This is a genomic window from Lutispora saccharofermentans, from assembly GCF_024363565.1.
In the GTDB taxonomy this organism is placed as follows: domain Bacteria; phylum Bacillota; class Clostridia; order Lutisporales; family Lutisporaceae; genus Lutispora; species Lutispora saccharofermentans.
The window spans coordinates 323,733-346,362 of record NZ_JAJEKE010000001.1; the positions used below are offsets into that span (position 1 = coordinate 323,733).

20 protein-coding genes and 1 riboswitch are annotated in these 22,630 nt (G+C 34.7%); of the genes, 4 read left to right on the top strand and 16 right to left on the bottom strand.

Going from position 1 to position 22,630, the window contains the following annotated elements:
• Positions 1 to 94: 94 nt before the first annotated feature.
• Complete coding sequence (locus LJD61_RS01615; protein WP_255225740.1) at positions 95 to 637, top strand: hypothetical protein; 543 nt, start codon at positions 95 to 97, stop codon at positions 635 to 637.
• A complete protein-coding gene (locus tag LJD61_RS01620; protein WP_255225741.1) occupies positions 637 to 2,118 on the top strand; it encodes an AAA family ATPase in 1,482 nt (493 codons plus the stop codon). The genes LJD61_RS01615 and LJD61_RS01620 overlap by 1 nt, the downstream gene beginning before the upstream one ends.
• 50 nt (positions 2,119 to 2,168) lie before the next feature.
• On the opposite strand, the gene glpK is transcribed toward LJD61_RS01620, so the two are convergent.
• Positions 2,169 to 3,665 (bottom strand): glycerol kinase GlpK, encoded by a 1,497-nt coding sequence (gene glpK, locus LJD61_RS01625; RefSeq protein ID WP_255225742.1) that lies wholly within the window; start codon positions 3,663 to 3,665, stop codon positions 2,169 to 2,171.
• A 618-nt stretch (positions 3,666 to 4,283) separates the two neighbouring features.
• Positions 4,284 to 4,369: riboswitch (cyclic di-GMP riboswitch) on the bottom strand.
• Positions 4,370 to 4,547: 178 nt separating this feature from the next.
• Complete coding sequence (locus LJD61_RS01630; RefSeq protein ID WP_255225743.1) at positions 4,548 to 5,804, bottom strand: cysteine desulfurase-like protein; 1,257 nt, start codon at positions 5,802 to 5,804, stop codon at positions 4,548 to 4,550.
• A gap of 149 nt (positions 5,805 to 5,953) precedes the next feature.
• On the opposite strand from LJD61_RS01630, the gene LJD61_RS01635 reads away from it, so the two are divergent.
• Entirely contained in the window at positions 5,954 to 6,481 is a 528-nt protein-coding gene (locus tag LJD61_RS01635; protein WP_255225744.1) for an amidase domain-containing protein, read from the top strand.
• 123 nt (positions 6,482 to 6,604) lie between these two features.
• Positions 6,605 to 6,907 (top strand): hypothetical protein, encoded by a 303-nt coding sequence (locus LJD61_RS01640; RefSeq protein ID WP_255225745.1) that lies wholly within the window; start codon positions 6,605 to 6,607, stop codon positions 6,905 to 6,907.
• Positions 6,908 to 6,935: 28 nt separating this feature from the next.
• Here the strand turns inward: LJD61_RS01640 and LJD61_RS01645 are convergent, their stop codons facing one another.
• The 14 genes from LJD61_RS01645 to LJD61_RS01710 all read right to left on the bottom strand — a co-directional run bounded on the left by LJD61_RS01645 (position 6,936) and on the right by LJD61_RS01710 (position 22,626).
• A complete protein-coding gene (locus LJD61_RS01645) occupies positions 6,936 to 7,703 on the bottom strand; it encodes a tyrosine-protein phosphatase (protein WP_255225746.1) in 768 nt (255 codons plus the stop codon).
• A gap of 1 nt (position 7,704) precedes the next feature.
• Positions 7,705 to 8,391: a CpsD/CapB family tyrosine-protein kinase gene (locus tag LJD61_RS01650; RefSeq protein WP_255225747.1), complete on the bottom strand. Its 687-nt coding sequence runs from the start codon at positions 8,389 to 8,391 to the stop codon at positions 7,705 to 7,707.
• A gap of 27 nt (positions 8,392 to 8,418) precedes the next feature.
• Positions 8,419 to 9,075, bottom strand: a complete 657-nt coding sequence (locus LJD61_RS01655; protein ID WP_255225748.1) for a YveK family protein — start codon at positions 9,073 to 9,075, stop codon at positions 8,419 to 8,421.
• A gap of 52 nt (positions 9,076 to 9,127) precedes the next feature.
• Positions 9,128 to 9,772 carry an exopolysaccharide biosynthesis polyprenyl glycosylphosphotransferase gene (locus LJD61_RS01660; protein WP_255225749.1) on the bottom strand — a complete coding sequence of 215 codons (645 nt, stop codon included), beginning with the start codon at positions 9,770 to 9,772 and terminating at the stop codon, positions 9,128 to 9,130.
• A 105-nt stretch (positions 9,773 to 9,877) separates the two neighbouring features.
• Complete coding sequence (gene murJ, locus LJD61_RS01665) at positions 9,878 to 12,613, bottom strand: murein biosynthesis integral membrane protein MurJ (RefSeq protein WP_255225750.1); 2,736 nt, start codon at positions 12,611 to 12,613, stop codon at positions 9,878 to 9,880.
• 37 nt (positions 12,614 to 12,650) lie between these two features.
• Positions 12,651 to 13,571: an NAD-dependent epimerase/dehydratase family protein gene (locus LJD61_RS01670; RefSeq protein ID WP_255225751.1), complete on the bottom strand. Its 921-nt coding sequence runs from the start codon at positions 13,569 to 13,571 to the stop codon at positions 12,651 to 12,653.
• Between the two features lie 51 nt (positions 13,572 to 13,622).
• Positions 13,623 to 14,549, bottom strand: coding sequence for an LCP family protein (locus tag LJD61_RS01675; protein WP_255225752.1), 927 nt, complete (start codon positions 14,547 to 14,549; stop codon positions 13,623 to 13,625).
• A 135-nt stretch (positions 14,550 to 14,684) separates the two neighbouring features.
• Complete coding sequence (locus tag LJD61_RS01680) at positions 14,685 to 15,350, bottom strand: YveK family protein (RefSeq protein WP_255225753.1); 666 nt, start codon at positions 15,348 to 15,350, stop codon at positions 14,685 to 14,687.
• 51 nt (positions 15,351 to 15,401) lie between these two features.
• Complete coding sequence (locus tag LJD61_RS01685; protein WP_255225754.1) at positions 15,402 to 16,727, bottom strand: Gfo/Idh/MocA family oxidoreductase; 1,326 nt, start codon at positions 16,725 to 16,727, stop codon at positions 15,402 to 15,404.
• 34 nt (positions 16,728 to 16,761) lie between these two features.
• The gene (locus LJD61_RS01690) at positions 16,762 to 17,511 is read right to left on the bottom strand and encodes a LicD family protein (RefSeq protein ID WP_255225755.1); all 750 of its coding nucleotides are present in this window, start codon (positions 17,509 to 17,511) and stop codon (positions 16,762 to 16,764) included.
• On the bottom strand, positions 17,495 to 18,172 hold the full coding sequence (locus LJD61_RS01695; protein WP_255225756.1) for a hypothetical protein: 678 nt from the start codon (positions 18,170 to 18,172) through the stop codon (positions 17,495 to 17,497). The genes LJD61_RS01690 and LJD61_RS01695 overlap by 17 nt, the downstream gene beginning before the upstream one ends.
• Before the next feature lie 537 nt (positions 18,173 to 18,709).
• Positions 18,710 to 19,750 carry an NAD-dependent epimerase gene (locus tag LJD61_RS01700; RefSeq protein ID WP_255225757.1) on the bottom strand — a complete coding sequence of 347 codons (1,041 nt, stop codon included), beginning with the start codon at positions 19,748 to 19,750 and terminating at the stop codon, positions 18,710 to 18,712.
• Between the two features lie 105 nt (positions 19,751 to 19,855).
• Positions 19,856 to 21,613, bottom strand: coding sequence for a GNAT family N-acetyltransferase (locus tag LJD61_RS01705; RefSeq protein ID WP_255225758.1), 1,758 nt, complete (start codon positions 21,611 to 21,613; stop codon positions 19,856 to 19,858).
• On the bottom strand, positions 21,604 to 22,626 hold the full coding sequence (locus LJD61_RS01710) for a polysaccharide deacetylase family protein (RefSeq protein ID WP_255225759.1): 1,023 nt from the start codon (positions 22,624 to 22,626) through the stop codon (positions 21,604 to 21,606). Before LJD61_RS01710 ends, LJD61_RS01705 begins: the two co-directional genes overlap by 10 nt.
• Positions 22,627 to 22,630: the final 4 nt, after the last annotated feature.

Sequence of the window (22,630 nt, forward strand, 5' to 3'; positions counted from 1 at the left end):
ACGCTTGCTATCCTTATACTGTCTATTCTATTATTTGTCATTAGTCCACAAATAAAAAACATGTTATAATATTATGTAAACATGGAGGTGGATTATGAACATCAAAGCCCCAAAAATAATCAAGGGCACATTAGCATTTATTGCTACATTGCTCGTTTTATATGGAGCACGTTTCCTATGGCAAAATTATTCTGTGGTCATGCCTTTGAACGAGGGACTTATGAGCATACAGGGAGTTCAAGGCATTGTTTTAGAAAAACCATCAAAAATATACGAACCTATAATCATCAATATATCTTTAAATAATATTTCCAATTTCCAAAAAACATATGCGGAAATCAACGAAGAAGCTGTACAAGCATTGAAAGGCAAAGCCTATAAGATAAACATCAAGTATAACGGCAGCGATGAATTGGAAAAGCTTTATTCAGATATAAGCATTTATGTCGAAAAAGCTTTAATAGACGGCAGTTTTCCAAGCCTTGTAGAAAAGAGTGACGAAATAGCAAATGCTATCGGTGCCGAATCCAAAATATTTATTGACAGCAAATATATATACCTGCATATGACTAAAGGCGATAAGTCCTTGTACAAGCTTATACCAAGACAGGCACAGAAAGCAGGTGATTCAAAATAATGAAGCATAAAGAATATATCATTGGTGCTGCAGCGGCAATAATTGCATTTTTAAGCCTTCTTGGATTTGATATATTGCCTTTAATCTTTCTTATAGGATTGGCAGGAGCAATATATTTTATCACTGATAGCAAGCTATTAAAAGTAAAAAGCTCTTCTGTAGGCGAAGGAAGAAAGGATAGCTCCATTTCTTTCAACGATATAGGAGGACAAGAAATAGCTAAAAATGAGCTGCGTGAAGCCCTTGAATTCATAAAAAGCAATGACAAGCTAAAAGCCTTGGGTATTCGCCCGCTGAAGGGTATATTATTGAACGGACCCCCAGGGACAGGAAAAACTCTATTAGCAAAGGCTGCAGCCCAATACACCAATTCCGTATTTTTATCTGCCAGCGGCTCTGAGTTTGTGGAAATGTATGTGGGTGTAGGCGCAAAAAGGGTGCGCCAGCTATTCACCCAGGCCAAACAAGCTGCAAAAAGGATGAACAAGCACAGTGCCGTAATCTTCATTGATGAGATCGAGGTGCTTGGAGGAAAAAGGGGACAAAACCACAGCCATCAGGAGCATGATCAGACACTCAACGAGCTTTTGGTTCAAATGGACGGAATGACCTCTGACGACGAGGTAAAGGTCCTTGTGATTGGAGCAACCAATAGATCGGACATGCTGGATTCGGCACTTCTACGTCCCGGAAGATTTGATCGCATTGTAAAGGTTGACTTGCCTGACAAAAAAGGAAGGGCTCATATTTTAAAACTTCACACAAGGAATAAGCCTTTATCCGCGGAAGTCGAAATAGAGGCTATAGCAAGGGATACCTTCGGCTTCTCTGGAGCCCAGCTGGAAAGCGTAGCCAATGAAGCAGCCATATTGGCAATGCGGGATGAATCAAAAGAAATATCTCCTGTGCATTTTAAAAATGCTATTGAAAAGGTCATGATGGGAGAAAAGCTTGACAGGCTTCCCAGCGCCGATGAGAAGCTTAGAATTGCAATACATGAATCAGGCCATGCTCTGATAGGAGAGCTTTTATTTCCTCATTCCGTAGCCAGTGTAAACGTTGCATCCAGGAGCAATGCTCTGGGTTATGTGCGCAATACACAGGAGGATGATATGTTCCTTTATACCTGTGACTACCTTAATGGCCGCATCGCAGTATCCTTAGCCGGAGCTCTGGCCGAAGAGGTTCTGTTAAGCTCCAGGAGTACAGGAGCGTCAAGCGATTTTCAGAATGCGTCTGACCTTGCCCGTCACATAGTATATGGAGGCATGTCTGAATTAGGCATAATATCGGCTGAAGATTTGCCAAAGGAAAAGCTTCACAATGCTATTTCATCCATATTGGGAGAGGTAGAAAAAAGCACCCTTTCTCTATTGAATGAAAATATGCAAATATTGAAGGATGTATCCAGCGAGTTATTGGATAAAGAAACCCTGTCCGGTGACGAGCTGAGAGGTTTGATCAAAAAAGAAGCCGCATGAAAAATATTGTCATTCTATAGGCTATAGCCTAAGGATGACAATATTTTTGCTTATTTGCACCATTCCATAGATCTCTCCACAGCCTTCTTCCATCCCATATATTTTTCATTTCTCATCTCGTCACTCATGCATGGTATGAATATCTTATCAAGAGCCCATTCCCTTTGTATTTCATCCTTACTGTTCCAAAGGCCTGAACCAAGGCCCGCCAAATATGCGGCACCCAATGCAGTTGTCTCTATTATTCTTGGGCGTTTAACATTTATATTTAAAATATCGGCTTGAAATTGCATTAAAAAAGAATTGGCACAAGCTCCTCCGTCTACTCTCAGCTCCTTCAGCTCAATCCCGGAATCCAGCTTCATCACTCTTAAAACATCCATGCTCTGATATGCTATCGACTCAAGGGCTGCTCTTATTATATGCTCCCTTCTGGTCCCTCTCGTAATACCCGCAATAATGCCTCTGGCATACATGTCCCAATATGGTGCACCTAAGCCTGTGAAAGCAGGCACTACATATATGCCTCCGGTGCTTTCAACCTTTTCTGCCTCTATTTGAGATTCATGTGCAGTCTTTATCAGTCTCATCTCATCTCTAAGCCACTGAATTGCTGAGCCTGCATTAAATACGCTGCCTTCCAGGGCATATTCCACCTCATCTCCGATAACCCAGGCTATTGTATTTATCAAGTTATGTTCTGATTTTACAGGCTCTTTGCCAATATTCATGAGTATAAAACAGCCTGTACCATAAGTATTTTTTGCAGTCCCTACCTCAAAGCAAGCCTGTCCAAATAATGCCGCTTGTTGATCTCCGGCTATTCCGCTGATAGGTATTTTGACTCCAAGCATTTCCTCTGAGGTATATCCTGCTATTCCGGATGAAGACACTACATGCGGAAGCATGGCTCTTGGTATTCCCATATGCTGCAGCAATTCTTCATCCCATTCAAGCCTTGTTATATTAAAAAGCATAGTTCTGGAAGCATTAGTATAATCCGTTACATGAGCTTTGCCCCCAGTCAGGTTCCATATAAGCCAGCTATCTATTGTTCCCGCTAACAGCTCACCTTTATTTGCCCGTTCCTTTGCACCCGGTACATTCTCTAATATCCATTTAATTTTTGTGCCGGAGAAATAAGCATCGATGACCAAACCGGTTTTTTTCTTTATTATTTGGTCCAAGCCTTCATCTTTTAGCTTATCGCACAAATCAGCGGTCCTTCTGCACTGCCATACAATCGCATTATAGATAGGTTTTCCCGTGCTTTTATCCCATACGACAACGGTTTCTCTCTGATTTGCAATGCCGATGCAAGATATGTACGAGGCATCAATCCCTGATTCAGCTATCACATCTCTGATGACTTCCAACTGCCCATGCCATATTTCTTCCGGATCATGCTCCACCCATCCCGGATAGGGATATATCTGTCTGAATTGCTTATTCTTTACAGCCTTAATGCTTTTGCTTTTCATGTCAAAAAGAACTGCCCTTGAGCTGGTGGTTCCCTGGTCTATTGAGATAATATATTTTTTATCCATTTAGACACCCCTCGGTTAATTTTTTCTACATTAATCTGTTGTGCTAACTGATAACGATTGCAGATGCTCCGAAGCTAAGACTTTGTAACTAAGCTCCTTCACAATGCACTCTTCTATAAGATAGCACAACAGATTGATTTAGCTTTATTTTAGCATGATTCTAGCTTCAATGCTATCCTTCCGTGTATCTTGGAGCCAAAAAAAGGAAAGGATATCCTTTCCTTCCAAACACCAATAATTCCTATTCTCATGTCAGCCGCATTTCCCCGGATTCATTTTACATATTACTCTGAAAAATAAGTGCATCTTTTTTCATTCTTGAAGCTATACAATCTCTTTACTGTTTACTATAAGATAAGTAGATATAAAGAATAAAGCAACAAAAATAAAAAATGATGCTGCAATAACTATTCCCAATACTTCTCACCCCTTCCCCATGACGGCGAAAAAAGCCTTTCATAATGCCGACAGCAACGCTTCATCATATGCAAATTCAATTTCTGCCTTTCTGTTCAACCTGCTATTCATCATGTCTTATAAGAAAGGCTTTTATTAAACTAAACAAAGCCGCCAATCGTAAGACGGCGGCTTTATAAATAACGCATCCACATTATTTATCACGGCAACTGGCTGGCTTAGTGCTCTTCACTGTAGCCCCTATAGCTTTGCGTCGCCACCTTTCGATGGGTTTGCCTTTATCAAGTTCTGTTTAATTAGATTATATACCTGTACTCAATGCGTGGACATATGTCTAAATATTCATTTATTTAGAACTCAGGACCCTGTTTTTTTTACATAATTTACAGGTATTATAGGCTATTATTTATAAGACTATCAGTATATTTATCCAGCTTTAGCACTAAAATGAGCTGCATCGGAATTCTATTTCTCCGCTAATTCTCTGATAGCCTTCAGAGTTCTATCTATCTCTTCCATCGTATTGTATGGAGCAAGCCCCACGCGCACCAGCCCGCCGCTCTCTCTCAAGCCTAAAACCCTGACCAGCTTTGAAGCGTAAAAATCTCCATCCCATACAAATATCCCTCTGTCTGCAAGATATTCGGCTACTTCTCTCGGAGATTTGTTTTTCATGGTAAAGGATACTGTAGAAGTTCTTGGATATCCCTTTGGAGGCCCATAAACCCTAACTCCCGGTATCCTTTCCAATTCATCTATAAAATGCGCTGTTATCGGCTGCTCATAAGCCTCCAGAGCCAGCATGCCAGCAACCACATTTCTTCTTCTGCCGCTGAAACCTTTCAACTCTTTTTCAAATTCACTTCCGTAGGTCTCGCCTATGGAAGCGATAAACTCTATAGCTTCCGCAGCTCCTGCTATGCCTTCGTGATTTAATGTCCCGGTCTCAAATTTATAAGGTGCAAAATCATCCTGTTCTTTAACCTTTATAGTCCTTAGTCCTTCTAATTTCTCCTTTTTGGAATATAATACCCCAATATGCGGACCAAAAAACTTATATGCAGAGCAGAAAAGGAAATCCGTATCCAGATCTTTAACATCTATTGGACCGTGGAGAGCATAGTGAACTGCGTCCACAATAGTAAGCACCCCTGCTTCATGGGCCATGGCAACCATTGCCTTCACATCACTGACTGTACCTACACCATTTGAAGCATAGTTGAACGCTGCGACCTTAGTTTTATCATTGAGCTTGCTTTTAAAATCCTCCATATCGATTATGCACTTTTCAAGATCCACTTTGACATTATGTATTATTATGCCCCTTTCCTCCAGCATCTCCCAGGGTCCTCTATTACACTCATGATCAATATCAGTAATTATTACTTCGTCTCCGGGCTTAAGATCTCTAGCTATGGCAGAGGAAAGATTGAAATTTATTGTTGTAGAATTGGCGCCAAAGGAAACTTCCTCCCAGGAGCATCCAAAGAAGTCCGCGAAAGCTTTTCTGGTTTCCATCAGCATATCATCAGTCTCAATACTGGTGGCAAAAGCTCCGTGAATATTGCAATTATGCCATGTAAGATAATCTACTACCTTATCGATAACCCTTTGGGGTACCTGTGTGCCTCCTGGCCCATCGAGATAGGCGGCAGGATATCCGTTTATCTTCCTCTCCATAGCGGGAAACTGTTTTCTCATAGCCTCAACATCATATTTCATCGTACATCCCCCTAAGTTTTATTTAAATATTCAGTTTTATTATACAATTTATCTCATTTAAAAGCTATAGAAGAAGGACATTGAATTTGACGAACATATTTCAATCTCATTCATAAAATAGTAATATGAATAACTATAAGGAGGTCGCTATGATTTCAGACAGACAAAACAGGTATAACCGAGCACGTGCGGTAAATTATGCGAAAACTTATGCTTTGTCTCCAAACCCGAGCTTTAAATATTTTAAAATATACGAAAACCTGGGCGGAGACTGCACGAATTTTATCTCTCAGTGCCTTCTTGCCGGCGATGCGCCTATGACATATGGTACGGAACACGCTTGGTGGTATAATAAGGCAGGTACCTATAATACAAATGATGACTCGTGGTCGGTGCCTTGGGCTGTTGCTCACTCGTTATACTGGACCCTAAAGGTGAATAACGAAGCCAATGCCAATGCTGTAAAAGGCGTTGAAGTGAGCAGTGTAGCTATGCTTGAGCTGGGAGACATAATTTTTTTTGAAGATGAAAACGGAGTCATATTCCACTCAACTATAGTAACCGGCTTTTCTCCAACCAGCACCCTCGTATCTCATCATACTTATGACGCATTGGATGTACCCTACACCAGATCATGGAGAGCTAAACGATACCATTACTTAAAGATAAGGATATAATCTCATCATGTTTTAAATAATAATGCTGTCCTCTTTGAAAGCGGACAGCATTATTTAAGAATATTTAATCGTTCAATAGGGATAATATTAATGTTTAATCTTTACTGAAAGAGGTAATGACTGATGACTGGCACTATAATATGCCCTATATGCAAGGGCAATAAATTTGCTGCAAAATTTCAAGCTTCTTACGTCTACTCCTATAGTATCGATGCCAATGCTCCCGGCAGCGAAAATGAGGACGAGTTTCTACCTTTTTTATTTGATAATAGAAAAAAAATAGACTCTGAGGAGTATCTAGAATGCCTGCAATGCCAAAACAGGTTCCCATGCCATTTCAATGAGGGCACCAAAGGGGTTTCACTTACAATACTCCAAAAAGCCATTCGCTCCGATCATACAATCGATCCGGAATTTTTAGGATAATGGTTGATGACTTATATAGAATAAAAGATCAATGATAAAAAAACAAAGCCTTTTTGTTATATTTAACAGGTTCATCAATAGTTAGTTCTTCATCATTAATTACCTTCAAAGGATTATCATAAAGAAATTTCTCCAGATTCTTCTTACTGGTATACCTGCCTGCAATTTCAAAGGTATGTATTAATGATAAGTTGTATTTACTGCTAGAGTGAGCATCTGAAGCTATAAAATGTACCATGCTATTTTCTAATAGAATACCTGCTGTTTTACCGATGCTATCCTTGCTCCCTTTCTCTAAACTTGAGAGATTTATCTGAACTAAAGCTCCTCTTTTAATAAAATCATATAGAATATTAGGATTTTTGATTATCTTTAAATTTCGCTCTGGATGTGCAAATATTGGATAAATCCCCTTTAATCTTAGGGAAAATATTATTTGATCAATATAGCCGGGTATATCAACCATAGGTAGCTCTATCAATATATATTTTGTTTTGTTTATTGTAGCTATCTCATTATTTTCTAGTAGTTCAATAGTATTAGGTGTAATAAACACCTCATTTCCAAGTAAAATTTCAATTTTTATTTGTCTATTTAATAATTCATTTTTTAAGTTATTTAATATTTCCAAATTATATAGATAGCTTTTATACCCTTCACCTTCTATATAGTGCGGTGTAGCCACGATAACCTTTGTTCCGTTGCTCTCAGCACGTTTAGCCATTTCAATTGATTCTTCAACATTACCAGGTCCATCATCGATTCCGGGTAGTATATGGCAATGTATATCAACCATATTATTCACCCTCATAATAGGAATAATAATCATCTGCTTTATTATAACGTCCGGCTTTTGTTACCATTTTATTTAAGACAACTCCTATAATATTAGCATTTACTTTATTCAGTAAAGCTTTAGCATTTTTTGCATTCTCAATTGTAGTTTGTCCTGCTGCACAGACCAAGATGACTCCATCTGCTATTGTTGATAAAACTGCAGCATCCGTAACTAAGCATGCGGGAGGTGAGTCAAAAAGCACCATATCATATACGGTCTTTAACTCATCCAGTAATATTTTTATTCTGTTTGATCCTAGAAGCTCAGAAGGATTAGGTGGAATTGGACCTGATGATAATATGTCCAAATTTTCCACATAAGTGCTTTCTATTATTCTTATATATTCTACATCTTCTGATAATAAATTAGTAAGGCCCTTTGTATTACTCACTTGAAAAAACGTATGCACATTGGGCTTCCTTAGATCAGCGTCTATCAATAAAACTTTTTTATTATTCCGTGCTATGGCTACAGCAAGGTTGGCAATAACAGTGCTTTTCCCATCCCCTTGCCCGGGACTGGTTATTACTATGCTATTTATAGTTTTGTCAATGTTTGCAAACTGTATATTTGTTCTTAATATTCTATATGCTTCTGCTGAACGTGATTTTGGATTAATATTCGTGATAATATTTCTTTTATCCATTTCTTACCTCCAAATACTGTTTGTATTTCATGGTATCATGCCAATAATAGGCAGCTCTATATATTTAGTTATATCCTCAGGTGTTTTTATAGTATTGTCCAGGTAGTCAATTAAAATAACAATTAGTGCTCCAATTATTATCCCCAATATTCCAGCTGCGGTCATATTCATAACTAGAATTGGCCTTATATTCTTTTTCGGTATTTCAGCCCTATCAATTATCTGGACGTTTTCTACATTCATAATTTTGACCACTTTTTCCATGAACACCTCAACTATTCCATTGACTAGCTTAGCAGCAACTTCCGGATTTTCATCCCTTGATTCAATCTTAATTATTCCCGTATCTCCAACTTGCGTAATATTTACCTTTTTTCTTATAGCATCGTATGTTATATCTAAACCCAGATTTTTTATTACTTCATTTGATACAGTTCTGCTTTTTGCAATTTCACTGTATGTTGATACTAACTTCTGACTCAGTAATATATCATTATATTCTATGGCTTCATAATAGCCTTTGGGCTTTCCTATCATCAAGGTTGAAAAAGCTTGGTACTCGGGCTTAATGATAAAAAAGCTAAAAATTCCGCTTATCATCAATAACAAAACCGTAGATGATATAATAATCCAAAGCTTATTTCTAAGTATTTCAATATATTCTATCAATTGCTTTCTAAACATAAGCCATATCCCCTCTATCTCAATAAGCTATTTGTAACATTTATATGAATCCTTATCTGGCTCCATAACCAGATAATATAATCTTTACTGTCTTTAAAATAATTTTGATATCCAGCCAAATAGACTGATTATTTATATAATACAAGTCCTTTTTCAGCTTTTCCTGAGGAGTCAGCTCATACCCCCCATTTACTTGAGCCCAACCTGTTAATCCTGGTTTAACTGCCAATCTGTAATTATATTCTGGAATTTCTTTACAAAACTCATCAATAAAGCATGATCTCTCAGGTCTTGGCCCAACTATGCTCATGTCTCCTTTAATTATATTAATGAATTGAGGGATTTCATCTATTCTGGTTTTTCTAATGCATCTGCCGATTTTGGTAACTCTGGCATCATGCTTCTGTGCCCACTGAGGCCCATTCTTTTCAGCATCAATATACATGGATCTTAGTTTATAAATTTTAAACTGTCGGCCATTCTTCCCTACCCTTATTTGACTGTAAATGAATGGACCCTCAGACTCCAGTTTTATCAATGTTCCGAATATAATTAATAAAAAAAATGCAAATAAAAATCCAATGAATGCAATAGAAATATCCATCAATCTCTTAAATAGTAAATATAGCGTTTTCTTTTCGGATTCTACTTTAATTACAATTGCTTCATTACTTTTCACTTCATTAGAAATAAACATCATAACTCCCCTTAAAAATAATAAAAAGGTACTAAAAAGCTCAATCTTTAGTACCTGTAATGCTCTTGTCTTAATTCATAATATATTGTTCTTGTAAAAGTGTGACTATATTTTCATTAGTAATTCATACTCGCTTATCATTTTTTCTTTGCTGAATTTTCTAAATGCCATGGACTTTCCATTATTTCCCATAACTTTTTTTAAATGATTACTTTTTAATAGTTTCTCAATATTTTTTACCGCTGTGTTTACATCCTGTTCTTTAATAATATATCCGTTCCTACCTTCTTCGACCAATTCTGATAAAGCACCAATACCATTTGCAATAATAGGTTTTTGTGCGAACATTGCCTCAATCACCTCAATAGGCACTTTTTCTTTGTTAGAAAAATATGAAAAAATATCAAAGTCGTTGATCTGCATTGATTTGTCTCTGCAATGACATATAATATTAACATATGAACTCAAGCCAAGCTCATTTATCCGCGTTTCGCATTTATACACTTGAGATCTGCTAACCATAATTATGAGTTTAAACCTGTTTTCCCGTTGCTTTAGCTCATTAAATATATCCATTACGTACGCAATGCTATCAAAGTCATCTAGTTCAGCAAGCATGCCTATTATAGGGATTTTTTTGCTGATTTTTAACTCTCTTCTTAATGTAGGAGTTCTAAATACATTTTTTTCAATACCATAGTAAATTATAGATGCATTTTTTATGTTTATCCATTTCTTGTTTATTCCCACACTTAAATGAAATTTAGAGACGCATATTATATTAGTTGTAATTTTAGCTAAAAGTCTCTGAAAAAAATTATATGCAGAGCTTTCGTTAATGTGCCATCCATGCACTGTAAAAAGTATCTTAGGTACTTTAAGCAACCGTGCTGCTATACATCCTAATACTCCTAATCTGAAGCTATGGAAATGAACAATATGAAATTTTCCAACATATATAGTTTTCAATATAATGAAAAATGTTTTTAAATTACTCAATGCCGAAATACCTAGCTCAAACGACGGTATAACCACTATATTTACCTTTGAAGAGCTGTTTTCATTAAATTTCTTTGCTTTATCTACTATAGCACTACCTTCTGCAGCAATTAATGTTATATCATATTTTTCTGCAGGCAATGAAGAAATCAAATGATATACAACTTTAGACGCTTCATCTTCTGTTGGTGAAGAAACACCCAATAGCAATTTCAGTTGTTTTGGAGAAGCTATATTTTTATGCAATGCCTTTCTACGCCAAATAGATCTTTTTAAGGTGTCTAACTTATTATTTAAAAAATGCATAGCACCGGTTTTATTCTTAAGATATGTAATCAAAACCCTTGCTTCTTCTACTCTCATAAGTACAATTGAAAATAAATATATTAAGCCGCCTAATAATATACAAGAAAAAAGAATCATAATTTCATTAAGGAATCCGCTGCCTAATGCTTGTGAAAATAAAATATATGATACTTTCAAGCCAATCGCCATGAATAGCGAGGATATACCTGCTTTGATAATTAAAACCAGTATTTTTCTTTCTTCGAAGCATTTCATCCTAGATTTGAGATTATTAAATAGCAATATTGTGCCTATAATAGATGAAATACTGGTAGCAAGAGCAAGACCCCCGTGCCCTAGAGGTTTTATCAAAATGAAATTAAGAAATATATTTACAATTATTGCAATAAATCCATTAAACATCGGTGTTTTAGTATCCTGCAAAGAGTAGAATGCTTTCGATAATACGATTCTAAGGCCGGACGCCGTTATCCCTATAGAGTAATAAAACAGGGCAATAGCGGTGTTGTGAGTAGCTCGCTCATCAAAATAGCCCCTTTGAAATAAAGCTTTAACTACAGGAGTGCTAAGGCACATTGCTCCTATAGAAACAGGTATCAAAAGCAGCAACATAAAGCTTACAGACTTTTGAATTGTATCATAAAAAGCCTTCCAATCCTCTTTTGCAGCTAATTGAGATATAATAGTATATATAACCATTACTAAAGGTGCTGTAAAAATTCCAAATACGAATGAGCCCAGCTTGTCGGCGAAATTAAGAGCAGCTATGCTGCCTTCGCTTAATGTTGATGCTAATGTCTTGTCAATAAGAACATTCAACTGCTGCACAGTCATGCCCAAAAAAACAGGTATAATTAAGTATCCTAAATTTTTTATATCACTATCAATGAGTTTTCTTTGAATTTTATATGTATATCCACCCTTCAAAGCAAAATATAATTGATAAGCCAACTGGCTTGCTATTCCAAGCAACGTTCCGTATGCTAATATGCTTTTATTCCAAAAAAAACTTAATACCGTAGATAAGATTATAACGATATTTTTAGGAAATGCTATAAATGCTGTCACATAAAAATTTTTGTTTGCTTGTAAAAATCCTGTAAAAACATAATTTATACCAATAAGAATTATTCCCGGCAGCAATATATTTGTAAAGCTTACTGCTAATTCTAATGTTTCTCCTTTAAAGCCAATTGCAAAAATACTTACCAAAGGCCTTGTGAATATTACCCCAAATACGCTTAATATCACCGTTATCAGCACTATTAAGTTTAGAACATTATTCATAAACTTCAGCGCTTCATCTTTATTTTTTTTCTCAGCGATATATGAATACATAGGAATAAAAGTGGTGCTTAGTGACTCGCCCATGCTTGCAAATACAACCAAAGGAATCGTGGTTGCAATTAAGTAAGCATCAGTATATGAGGTTGCTCCAAATACTGATGCCATTGCTATTTCTCTAACAAAACCAAGAACTTTAGCTGATATTGCTATAAGCATTATTATTAATATTCTTTTACTTTCATTAAGCATTTTATCTGCCCCAATACTATCCTATTGGAAAACTATTTTAAGCAAGAAGCTTTGAATACCATTGAATTGTATTCTCCAAACCTTCTTTTAACATATATTCAGGCTCCCACCCTAATATACCTGATGATTTTCTAATGTCAAAATAGCAATACCTAATATCTCCTTTCTTTTCTTTCTTGTATAAAGGAATACAGTCTCCAATTATACTGCTTAAGGATTTTAATAAATCATTAATACTTACTTCTATTCCGGTGCCTATATTAAATATTTCATTATCACCCTTTTCCAATGCAAGAATGTTAGCTCTGGCAACGTCATCAACATAAATAAAATCTCTAGTCTGGTCGCCATTGCCATAAATCGTTGGTTCTTCGCCCTTTAACATATGCATGATAAAGCACGGTATAACTCCACCTTCCCCTGAAATGCCCTGGCGTATTCCATATACATTGGAATATCTGAGTATTGTATATTTCAACCCATAGAGAGCATTAAACAATTTTATATACCGTTCTGTAATATATTTAGATATTCCGTAAAATGAGATAGGGTTTAACTCATGCATTTCATCTATCCCCAGATATAATGGATTACCGTATACTGCAGCAGTTGATGAATAGATTATTTTCTGAACTCCGCTTCTCCTGCAGCATTCCAGAATATTTATGGAGCCCATAATGTTTATATTTGCATCAGAAATCGGATCCTGTATTGATTTCTCAACATTGATTTGGGCTGCCGCATGAATGACATACTGAGGCCTTTCAATCTCAAAAATTTTGGATAGCTTCAAATCAGTTATATCCATATTATAATATGTTGAAGCTTTGTTCACGTTATCCATATTGCCATTTGATAAATTGTCCACTACAACAACCTTATGACCATTTGATAATAGCAGATCAACAACAGCAGATCCTATAAAACCTGCCCCTCCTGTGACTAATACCGTACACATAAAGGCTTACTCCCTTAACAGAATAAATATATGAAATATTAAGTGCTTTAATTATTCCATTTCTAAAATATTTTTTTTATAAACGTAAAAAATAGTTTTGATAAGTGCCTTTGTCTCAATTGGATCATGAAAATAAAATGACCAGTTTTTGCCTCCAAACTCTTTGTATTCCGCTTTTCCCGGTAGAATCCTCATTGATATATTTTCTTCTTTTATTCCTTTCAGTTGTTTGGCGTATGCTATTGCTTCCTCCAATGACATATCTGTTTTTATTGAACCATAGCCAGCTTTTATAATTTCTAAAAAGCTTGAACTCAAGAATTTATTTATAGCTTCATCAATAAACTTCTGATGCACTTTAATTCGCCCTAAATCCCCATCTCTATATCCTTTTCTGAATCTTAAGAATTGGAGAGCTTGCTTCCCATCTAATTTTTGCAGCCCTTCATTTATTTCTATTCCTCCAACCTCCATATGGCATGGAACCTCTATCTCTATTCCTCCTAAAGTATCTATTAAAGCCTCTACTCCTTCGTATTCTATAGCAATATAATTATTTATAGGTAAACCTCCAAGTATCTTCTCTACTGCTTCCATGCTTCCTTTTTCCTTTTTTCTTCCATAGGCTGCATTTATTTTTCTTTGATCACCTCTTTCATATCCTTTTTCATAATAATATGTGTCCCTTGGTATAGATATTATATCTAAGTTATTATATTTTGGATCAAGACTTAAAAATATAATAACATCTGTTCTTGCCTTACCCTCTATGCCAAGGACTAGCAGGTTTTTCCTTTTGCTGTCTATTATCGACTTTTTATAAGCACTTAAATTGTTAGAGCCTGCATCGCTTTTATTAATATATTCGTATATCTCAGCTGTAAAGTTTGGATGGCCTTGATAACCAAACCTGTTGCCAAACCATATAAGCAGAATTGTAATAAAGGTTACACTCAAAACAGCAAGATATCTTCTCATTGAAAATCCCTCTTCCCGCATACTCTGCTCACAAAAATATACACTTGTATATGTTATATATATTTCTAACAATAATAGCTTTGATACAATATATTCAGGGATAAAGCTATGTGATTGTCAGGCAAGCTGATTGATTTATGTAATCTTTGGTATGATGCCAATGATAGGTAGACCTAGATTTTTCTCTATATCATCAGTGGTTTTTATAGTGTTGTCAAAATTCTCATAAGCAAATACAGAAATGATACCTAACATGCTCCCTAAAACTGATGCAATCGCCATATTAATAACTGGTTTAGGTTTATAAGGCTTTAACGGTACTACAGCTTTGTCGACTACTTGTATGTTTCTTATCTTCATCACATTAACAATGTTCTTTATAAACACTCTGGCAAGCTCGTCGGCAATACGAGCAGCAACTCCACCATCCTTATCTTTTACTGTTATCTTAATTATCTCAGTGCTCTTTATTATTGCTACTTCAATTTTTTTATCTAGCTCTTCATCGGTATAACTCAATCCCAAGTTCGATATTAACTCCCTTGCTACCATTTTGCTTTTCGCAATTTCACCATAGGTAGAAACCAGCTTTTGATTTAGCAGCACATCTTCATACTCAACCTTTTCCTTATAGTCACCTATTCTTCCAATAACTAAGGTTGTATATGTTTGATATTCCGGTTCTACAATAAAAAAGCTTATAAGCCCGCTTATTACAGCAAATGTAACAACAAATACGGCAATAAACCAAAACCTTTTTCTAAGGATCAATAACAGCTCTATAATATTAATTTGCTCCATTACTAATCCCCCTTAAAGTTTATGCTTACCATGGTTAGCTTATTTTAAATATCAGATGCTGCACACATTTTCTTTATTTCTAAACCTTTCAATAATCCAAGCAATTTTAACCGATTCATTTTGATTCAATTTGTATGTTGTTAATTCTTTATTATTTATCATTGATATAAACTCAGCTAATTCATATCTTAATCCATAGCCTTCTAATTTATAATAATGCTTCTTGTTATTAGCGAAATTATCAAAACGTATTTCAAAATACTCTGTCTTCCACCATGGAGCCGGTACATATATATACCCTTTTGTTCCTGAAATAATAAGGTCTCCTTCAGATTTTACCCCTGAACCTATCTTTACGGTTGCAATAGCATCCTTATATTTTAAATTGATTTTAGTAAATAAATCTAACTCTTTTTCACTGTCCCAATAAGAATAGAACCCAACCTTCTCTATGTTTTCACCTAATATTTTAATTATTGCTAATAAGGGATATGATGCTAGCTCCATTACACTCTTTACCGCAGCGTTTATATCTGATCTTGTAATTGTTACATCAATATTTTTTATACTGCCTATCAATCCTGTTTTAGCAACACTTATCAGCCTTAAAAACCCTGGGAAATATGCGGTTTCTATCGCCTCTAAAAGTACGCATTTCTTGTCTCTTGCTAGCGTATAAAGTTCATCTGTTTCTTTAACTGATAAAGCCATAGGTTTATCACATAATACATGTTTCCCTTTTCCCAGCGCTCTTTTTACATAATCATAATGAGTAATATAGGAAGTTGTTATATAGACAGCATTTACCTTATCAAGAAATTCATCGAAATTTATAGAGAAAAAAGCCAATTCATTTTTTTTAGTAAAGTACTTGAGTGAACTCTCATCAGCTTCATATGCTCCTTCAACATTTACACCGCTAACGAACTTAGCTTCTGAGATAAGTCTTTGAGCAATTCTTCCGCATCCAACTATGCCTAGCTTAATAATTCCATATTTATCGGCTCTTAATTGAGTGCTTGATATTCCTTTTGTTCTTTCTAAATAGATCACGTCGCAATACTCTTTGAGGTAATCAAATTTACCTAACCAATCTGAGCCAATTGCAAAAACATCAATATTATATTTTTGGATATCATTAACCTTTTGCCCTTCATATTCTTCTACAATTATTTCATCAGCAAAGCCACTATTCTTAACATTTTCTATTCTTTTCATCAAGCTCTCTTGAACATTTAACTTTCCACGGCTATTATCATAATTCTCCGTAGTAACTCCTACTATTAAATAATCACCTAATTCCTTTGCCCTCTTAAGCAGATTATAATGTCCTTCATGAAATAGGTCATAGGTTCCATATGTTATAACTTTTTTCATAAAACCACCATCATCTTTATATTTCAGTAACTTTTTACGAATTGTCTTGTATCGGGGTCATATAGTCGCCATATAGATGGGTTAGGTAAGCATCCCATTTCTCCGGCACTGGGAGGGCAAGGCCCTCAAATTCCAGGAAAACCGGTTCACCTAAATATTCTTTTGGAATTAGTTCTTTATATCCATAACAACCGCAAATATTATAAATAGTGTCAGATTCTTTTATATGATATAAAGTGCTTAGCTTATCAAATATCAATTTTATTAATCTGGCAGGTACCGGCTTAAGCAGCAGCTTTACTATCAAAGTAATTATTCGCTTTTTTTTGTTACCTTTGTAATTGACATTGATACTAACTTTTTTAACGAAATAAGATCTGTACAAAATATGACAAATATTACAAAAGAGTTTGCGGCCTGTTATAGATTTGGGCACTCCAACTATAGGAAATATATCAATATGAATAATATGATGAAAATATTTTCTAAGACTAATTCTTGCTTTTAGCGAATCATAATTTAGGTCTTGGTCTGCAGAATATAAAACATAATCATCTGGAATTTCATGCCGGATGATATCGCAAAACCTTTTATAATTGTCAATGTCCACTATAATATCAATATCATCGTCCCAGGGTATAAAGCCTTTATGTCTAACGGCTCCTAGTACGGTACCATATGCCAAATAATATTTTAAGTTATTTTTTTTGCATATTCTATCCATCTCCATCATCATATTCAATGACATAAGCTGTATGCTGCTTTTATTAATCGGATCTTCCATTTAATAGGCCTTCCTTCCCTAAGCTGCTATACTTAACAGCATTAGTATTAATATCTTCTCCGCTTATTGATGCAACCAATATCCATAATAATGTATTTCTTATGCCATTATGGGTCAACCCATATAGAAAAATAAAGAATATTATATATGCATCTTTCCATCCATTATTCTTAATGGCAAACATGATTGAAGCCAAGTATAAGAACAGGCCAATTATACCATAAGACATTAATACATTTCCTAATGTTGAGTGAAACTCTATATAATATCCAAACCTTGAGTATTCACCTTCACCTGCGCCGAATATCAGATATTGAGGATAATGTATCAATCTATAATATCCTCTTCCCGCTAAATTATCATCCCTGTCCATCCCTATTGTTGAAACTCTATTCATAACTGAAATATAAAGTTGATTCGAAGCAATGACTTCCCTATTAAAATAATATGCTGCTGATATTATCAATGTAACAATAAGCAAATAAATAAATACTCTTTTATCAAAAGTTTTCGCCATAATTTTAATAAACGAATAGTAAAACAGCATGCCGGCATATGCAATAATGGCAGCCTTTGACAAGGATGAAAAACATAAAATCAGAGTTGAGAATACGCTGGTCAAGTACAACCCTGCCTTAAGCTTTTTTCTTTGGCTAATCATAATAAGAAATGCAAGCATTAATAGATTGTGATAACCAAGCTGATTAGGATTATTAAAAAAACCTAGTGATCTCGTTCCATCAAATCCGCCGCTAGCTAAGTAGATAGCTAACTGCATAAAAATAGATATCAGAATTGATTTGTACATATAATTAAAGAAAACATCTTGGTATTCATGGTATAGCATCAAAACCATCACGCTTGCAAGAAAGTTATATATATAAAACGCAGATGCTGTGAAAATTTCTAAATTTCCATTAAGTATTAATGACCATATGGTATTTACGAATATTACATATAACACAGATATCAAGCTGGTACAGATAAATATTTTAGATTTGTTTGAAAAACTGATGATAAATCTGTCCTTAAATAAATAAATGACTATCATAATCAATAATATGGCATCAGAGACCTGCGGTAACCCGCTGGCCCAAAAGTAGAATGGTTTAAGTATGAAATATAAACAGAACAGAAATAATATTATCTTGCCGCTCAATACCTTTTTATTGTTAATATCAATATCATATTTCATATACTACCTCTGATAATATTCTTTGTACCATTCAACAAACTTTCCTATCCCGATATTAATATTTGTTTCAGGCTTAAAGCCTACATCCTTAATTAAATCATCCACTTCGGCATAGGTCATTGGCACATCCCCATCTTGAAGCGGCAGAAATTCTTTTTTTGCCTTTTTGCCTATTTTTTCTTCTATAGTCTCTATGAATTCCATTAAATCTACAGGTCTATTATTTCCTATGTTGTATATTCTGTAGGGTGCACTGCTGGTTCCAGGGTCTGCCATATGCATATTCCATTCCTTATTTGGTTTTGGAGGCTTGTTTAATAAGCTTACTACCCCCTCCACAATATCATCTATATATGTGAAATCCCTTTTCATTTTTCCATTGTTAAACACCTTAATAGGCCTATCATTTATTATTGCATCTGTAAATAAAAATAGTGCCATGTCAGGCCTTCCCCAGGGGCCATATACGGTAAAAAACCTAAGGCCAGTTGTCGGCAGCTCATATAGATGGCTATAGGTGTGTGCCATGAGTTCGTTTGACTTTTTGGTGGCAGCATACAGACTTATTGGATGATCTACATTATGATGCACTGAGAATGGCATATTGATATTCATTCCATACACTGAACTGGAAGAAGCATATACTAAATGTTCTATGTTGTTATGTCTACAAATCTCCAGTAGATTTAAGAAACCTACTATATTGGATTGTATATAGATATCAGGATTTGATATACTATATCGCACTCCTGCTTGTGCAGCCATATTAACTACAATATCTATTTTATTTTCTATAAATACCTTCTCTAAAGCTTCTTTGTCCTGAAGATCTGCACATATGAATTTGAATGAGTCATAGTTCTCAATAATCTCAAGTCTTGCTTTTTTAAGATTAACATCATAATACTCATTGAGATTATCTAGTCCTATAACGGTGCAGCCTTCATCAAGCAGTCTCTTGGATAAATGAAACCCAATAAAGCCGGCTGCACCTGTTATTAAGTATGTTTTGTCTATATTCAATTTTGCATATTTACCTCTCATAATATGGCAGCCCCCACTAGAATCAGATTATCTTGCTACTCAATACATATCTTTTATTCCTTATACATAATATGCTTAATTTTTCATTTGTGTCCTACTCTCTATTTAGCTTTTATCTGCTAACTTCAATTCAACAATATTATGCTTGACTGTATGGAGTAGTCTTTTCTCAAATACCTTATAGCTAGGATGGAATATTTTTTTATATATTTCATTTTCAAATGATTTTTCACTACTATTTACAGTAATATAACATTTTCTAAAACTGTTCCTATACAAGAGATTGAAAACATTTGATAATATATATTCATAATTATTTTTATATTTCTTTTCTACAAAGGCCTCATATATGTGTACCTCTGACTTCCCAACTGAAATGCTTAATTTTATATTTGAAATTTTAATACTTGAGCAGTCTATCCAGCAATAATGAATAATCTTGCCATCATGTAAAGCAATGTAACATTTGTGTTTATTTATAAATCTTCTTATTATACTACTTGGAGATTCATTCATCGCCTTTGATAGAGCGTCTAAATCATCTATTGCAGCTTCTTTAACTTGCATATTGCTTTGAGGCAGTCCCACACTCTCAAGATTTTTTTCTAATATCAGATATTGTTTATGGCTAAATATTTTACCGGTTAAAGAAATAAAAAACTTTATAATAATTGATAATAGTCCATCACGCTCTACTGCTCTCTTTATTTTCGTAATTTTATCCGAAATATTTTTACTGGTAAATAAATATTTGATTTTTCCTAAATAATACTTTCTAAAATTATAAATTCTTTTATTCTTTTTTAATGTAATTATTAGTTTTATTCTAGTCCAAAATTTAATGTAAAAAATTAACCTAGATAGCAAATTGTCCGAAGGCAATATTGTATTATAAGCTATCTTGTAATAATCGGTCCATTTAGCTTTATATGGTTCATAACCTAGTCCAAAGTCAAAAACATCTATTTGGGAAGAAAAACATTCCTCCATTTTTTTCTTAAATACCAATTCACCGGGGCTTAAAAAATAAAAGTCATCATCATGGGCAATTCTGATGAATAAATATTTATTGTTATATTCAAATCCGTACATGAAACTAATAATTCTATTATTTAATGTAATAGCATCTACGTTTATATTAAATTTCATATTTTTGTTTGAAGCCAGTTCTTTATAAAATTCTTTAGTTCCTCCCTTTGAAAAACTGCTATTGCCTACTTTCCTCAACCATCTCTTTTCATGTATCTCAAACACCTCATCTATTTCAGAGGTTGCGACTCTTTTATAAGCCAGATTGCCAAGATTCTTTAGCTTTTTTTCTTTGCTATTCATTGTCTGCCTGGTTTTTTTACCAAATCTATGTTCAAAGTGATTCTTAAAGCCTTTATCTTTTAAATTAAGAAAGTAACTTATAACATCTTTCGAGATGAATGGTACTTTATTAACTTTTAAATATTTATTCAGCAATGCATAATTAGCAGATCGCTCAGATATTACGTCAAAAGCAATAATATTCTTTCCATTTAAATTTCTGAGAAAATTGCATATGCATTCAAAAGCTTCTTCTCTATATTTATCTCTTAAAATAAAATCATTGCTGCTAGATTCTCTATTACCAATAAATCTTATTTCATTATAGATTGCCTTGTTTGTTATCATTAGAGGGCAAATGCCTGCAATCTTATCATCATTAAAAGCCATCAGTACAAACAGCTCGTGTTTGTCACCGAAGAATTTCCACCAAAATAAAATCCAGTCTAGTTCAAGAAATAATATGTCATTATTGATCTCTTTGAGGATACTATCCCACTCTGTCTTATAAAGCGTGAGTTCATCAATGCTGTCAATAACCTTTATTTCCACTGCCACCATTCCTTTGATACAAATTTAGCACTGAATGAAGTCTCGTTCAATAAATCAACTAGCTCACCCATGCTTCTCGTTTCCAACTCTCCATTCTCTCTCTTTGATTGTACTTCTTTAAATATTTCCTCTAATCCATATAAAAGTTTTTCTTGATTGGTAGCTATATTGAAAGGATGAAACCACAAATGAAATACTTTTTTGTCCTGGATTGCCTTTCTAATCCCTTTTTTTGCTTTGTATATTCTAAATCTTAACGGTATCAAACTTCTAAATCCGTTCATTGGAAGATAGAACATGGAGGCCGGTATATTGTACAGCCCCTGCTTGTATTCCGGTATACTAACAGGAGGGGATATGGCTAAAAATTGATCTATCATATGACAAGCTTTTCTTATCTTTTTGGGAAAAGCCTTATACCATGAAGGCTCTGCACCCCTATAAGCTTTAAATCCAAAGCTGTTTAGCTCATCAATATATCCTACATCATTTCTTGGAAATACAAAGCTTCTTAGCTTTAAATCATGTTTCTCTGCTTCGCAAATGCAATTTGCAAGATCAGCTCGAACAGTAGCCCTTTCAGTGTTTTTATCTCCATAAGGTATGTGTGCAAAACTATGGCAGCCAATTTCCTGCTTGACTCTGCAGTTGATTATCTTTTGTATGATATCCTGACCATACCATAGAGGATCTTTCTTATGGTTAGTACAGGGAGATTCTTCAAACCAATCTTTTGAATACCAAGGGTATGTACTTCTTGGTATATTTGAATGCTTTTGCCCGTTGATTGAATCGCACTCTTCAAGAAATAAATGCCCAACTACAGCCCATGTAGCAGATATGTTATATTCTTTAAGCAACATTAAAATCTTTTCTATACAATCTCTAGCTTGTTCATAGTATCTTTTATTCTTTTTTAGTTCATCAGGTTTATCAACTGTTCCCCAGCATAATTCAACATCTAAGCTCAATACAAAAATACCTTTTTGGAATATTGCTTCGCTAATACTCATATAT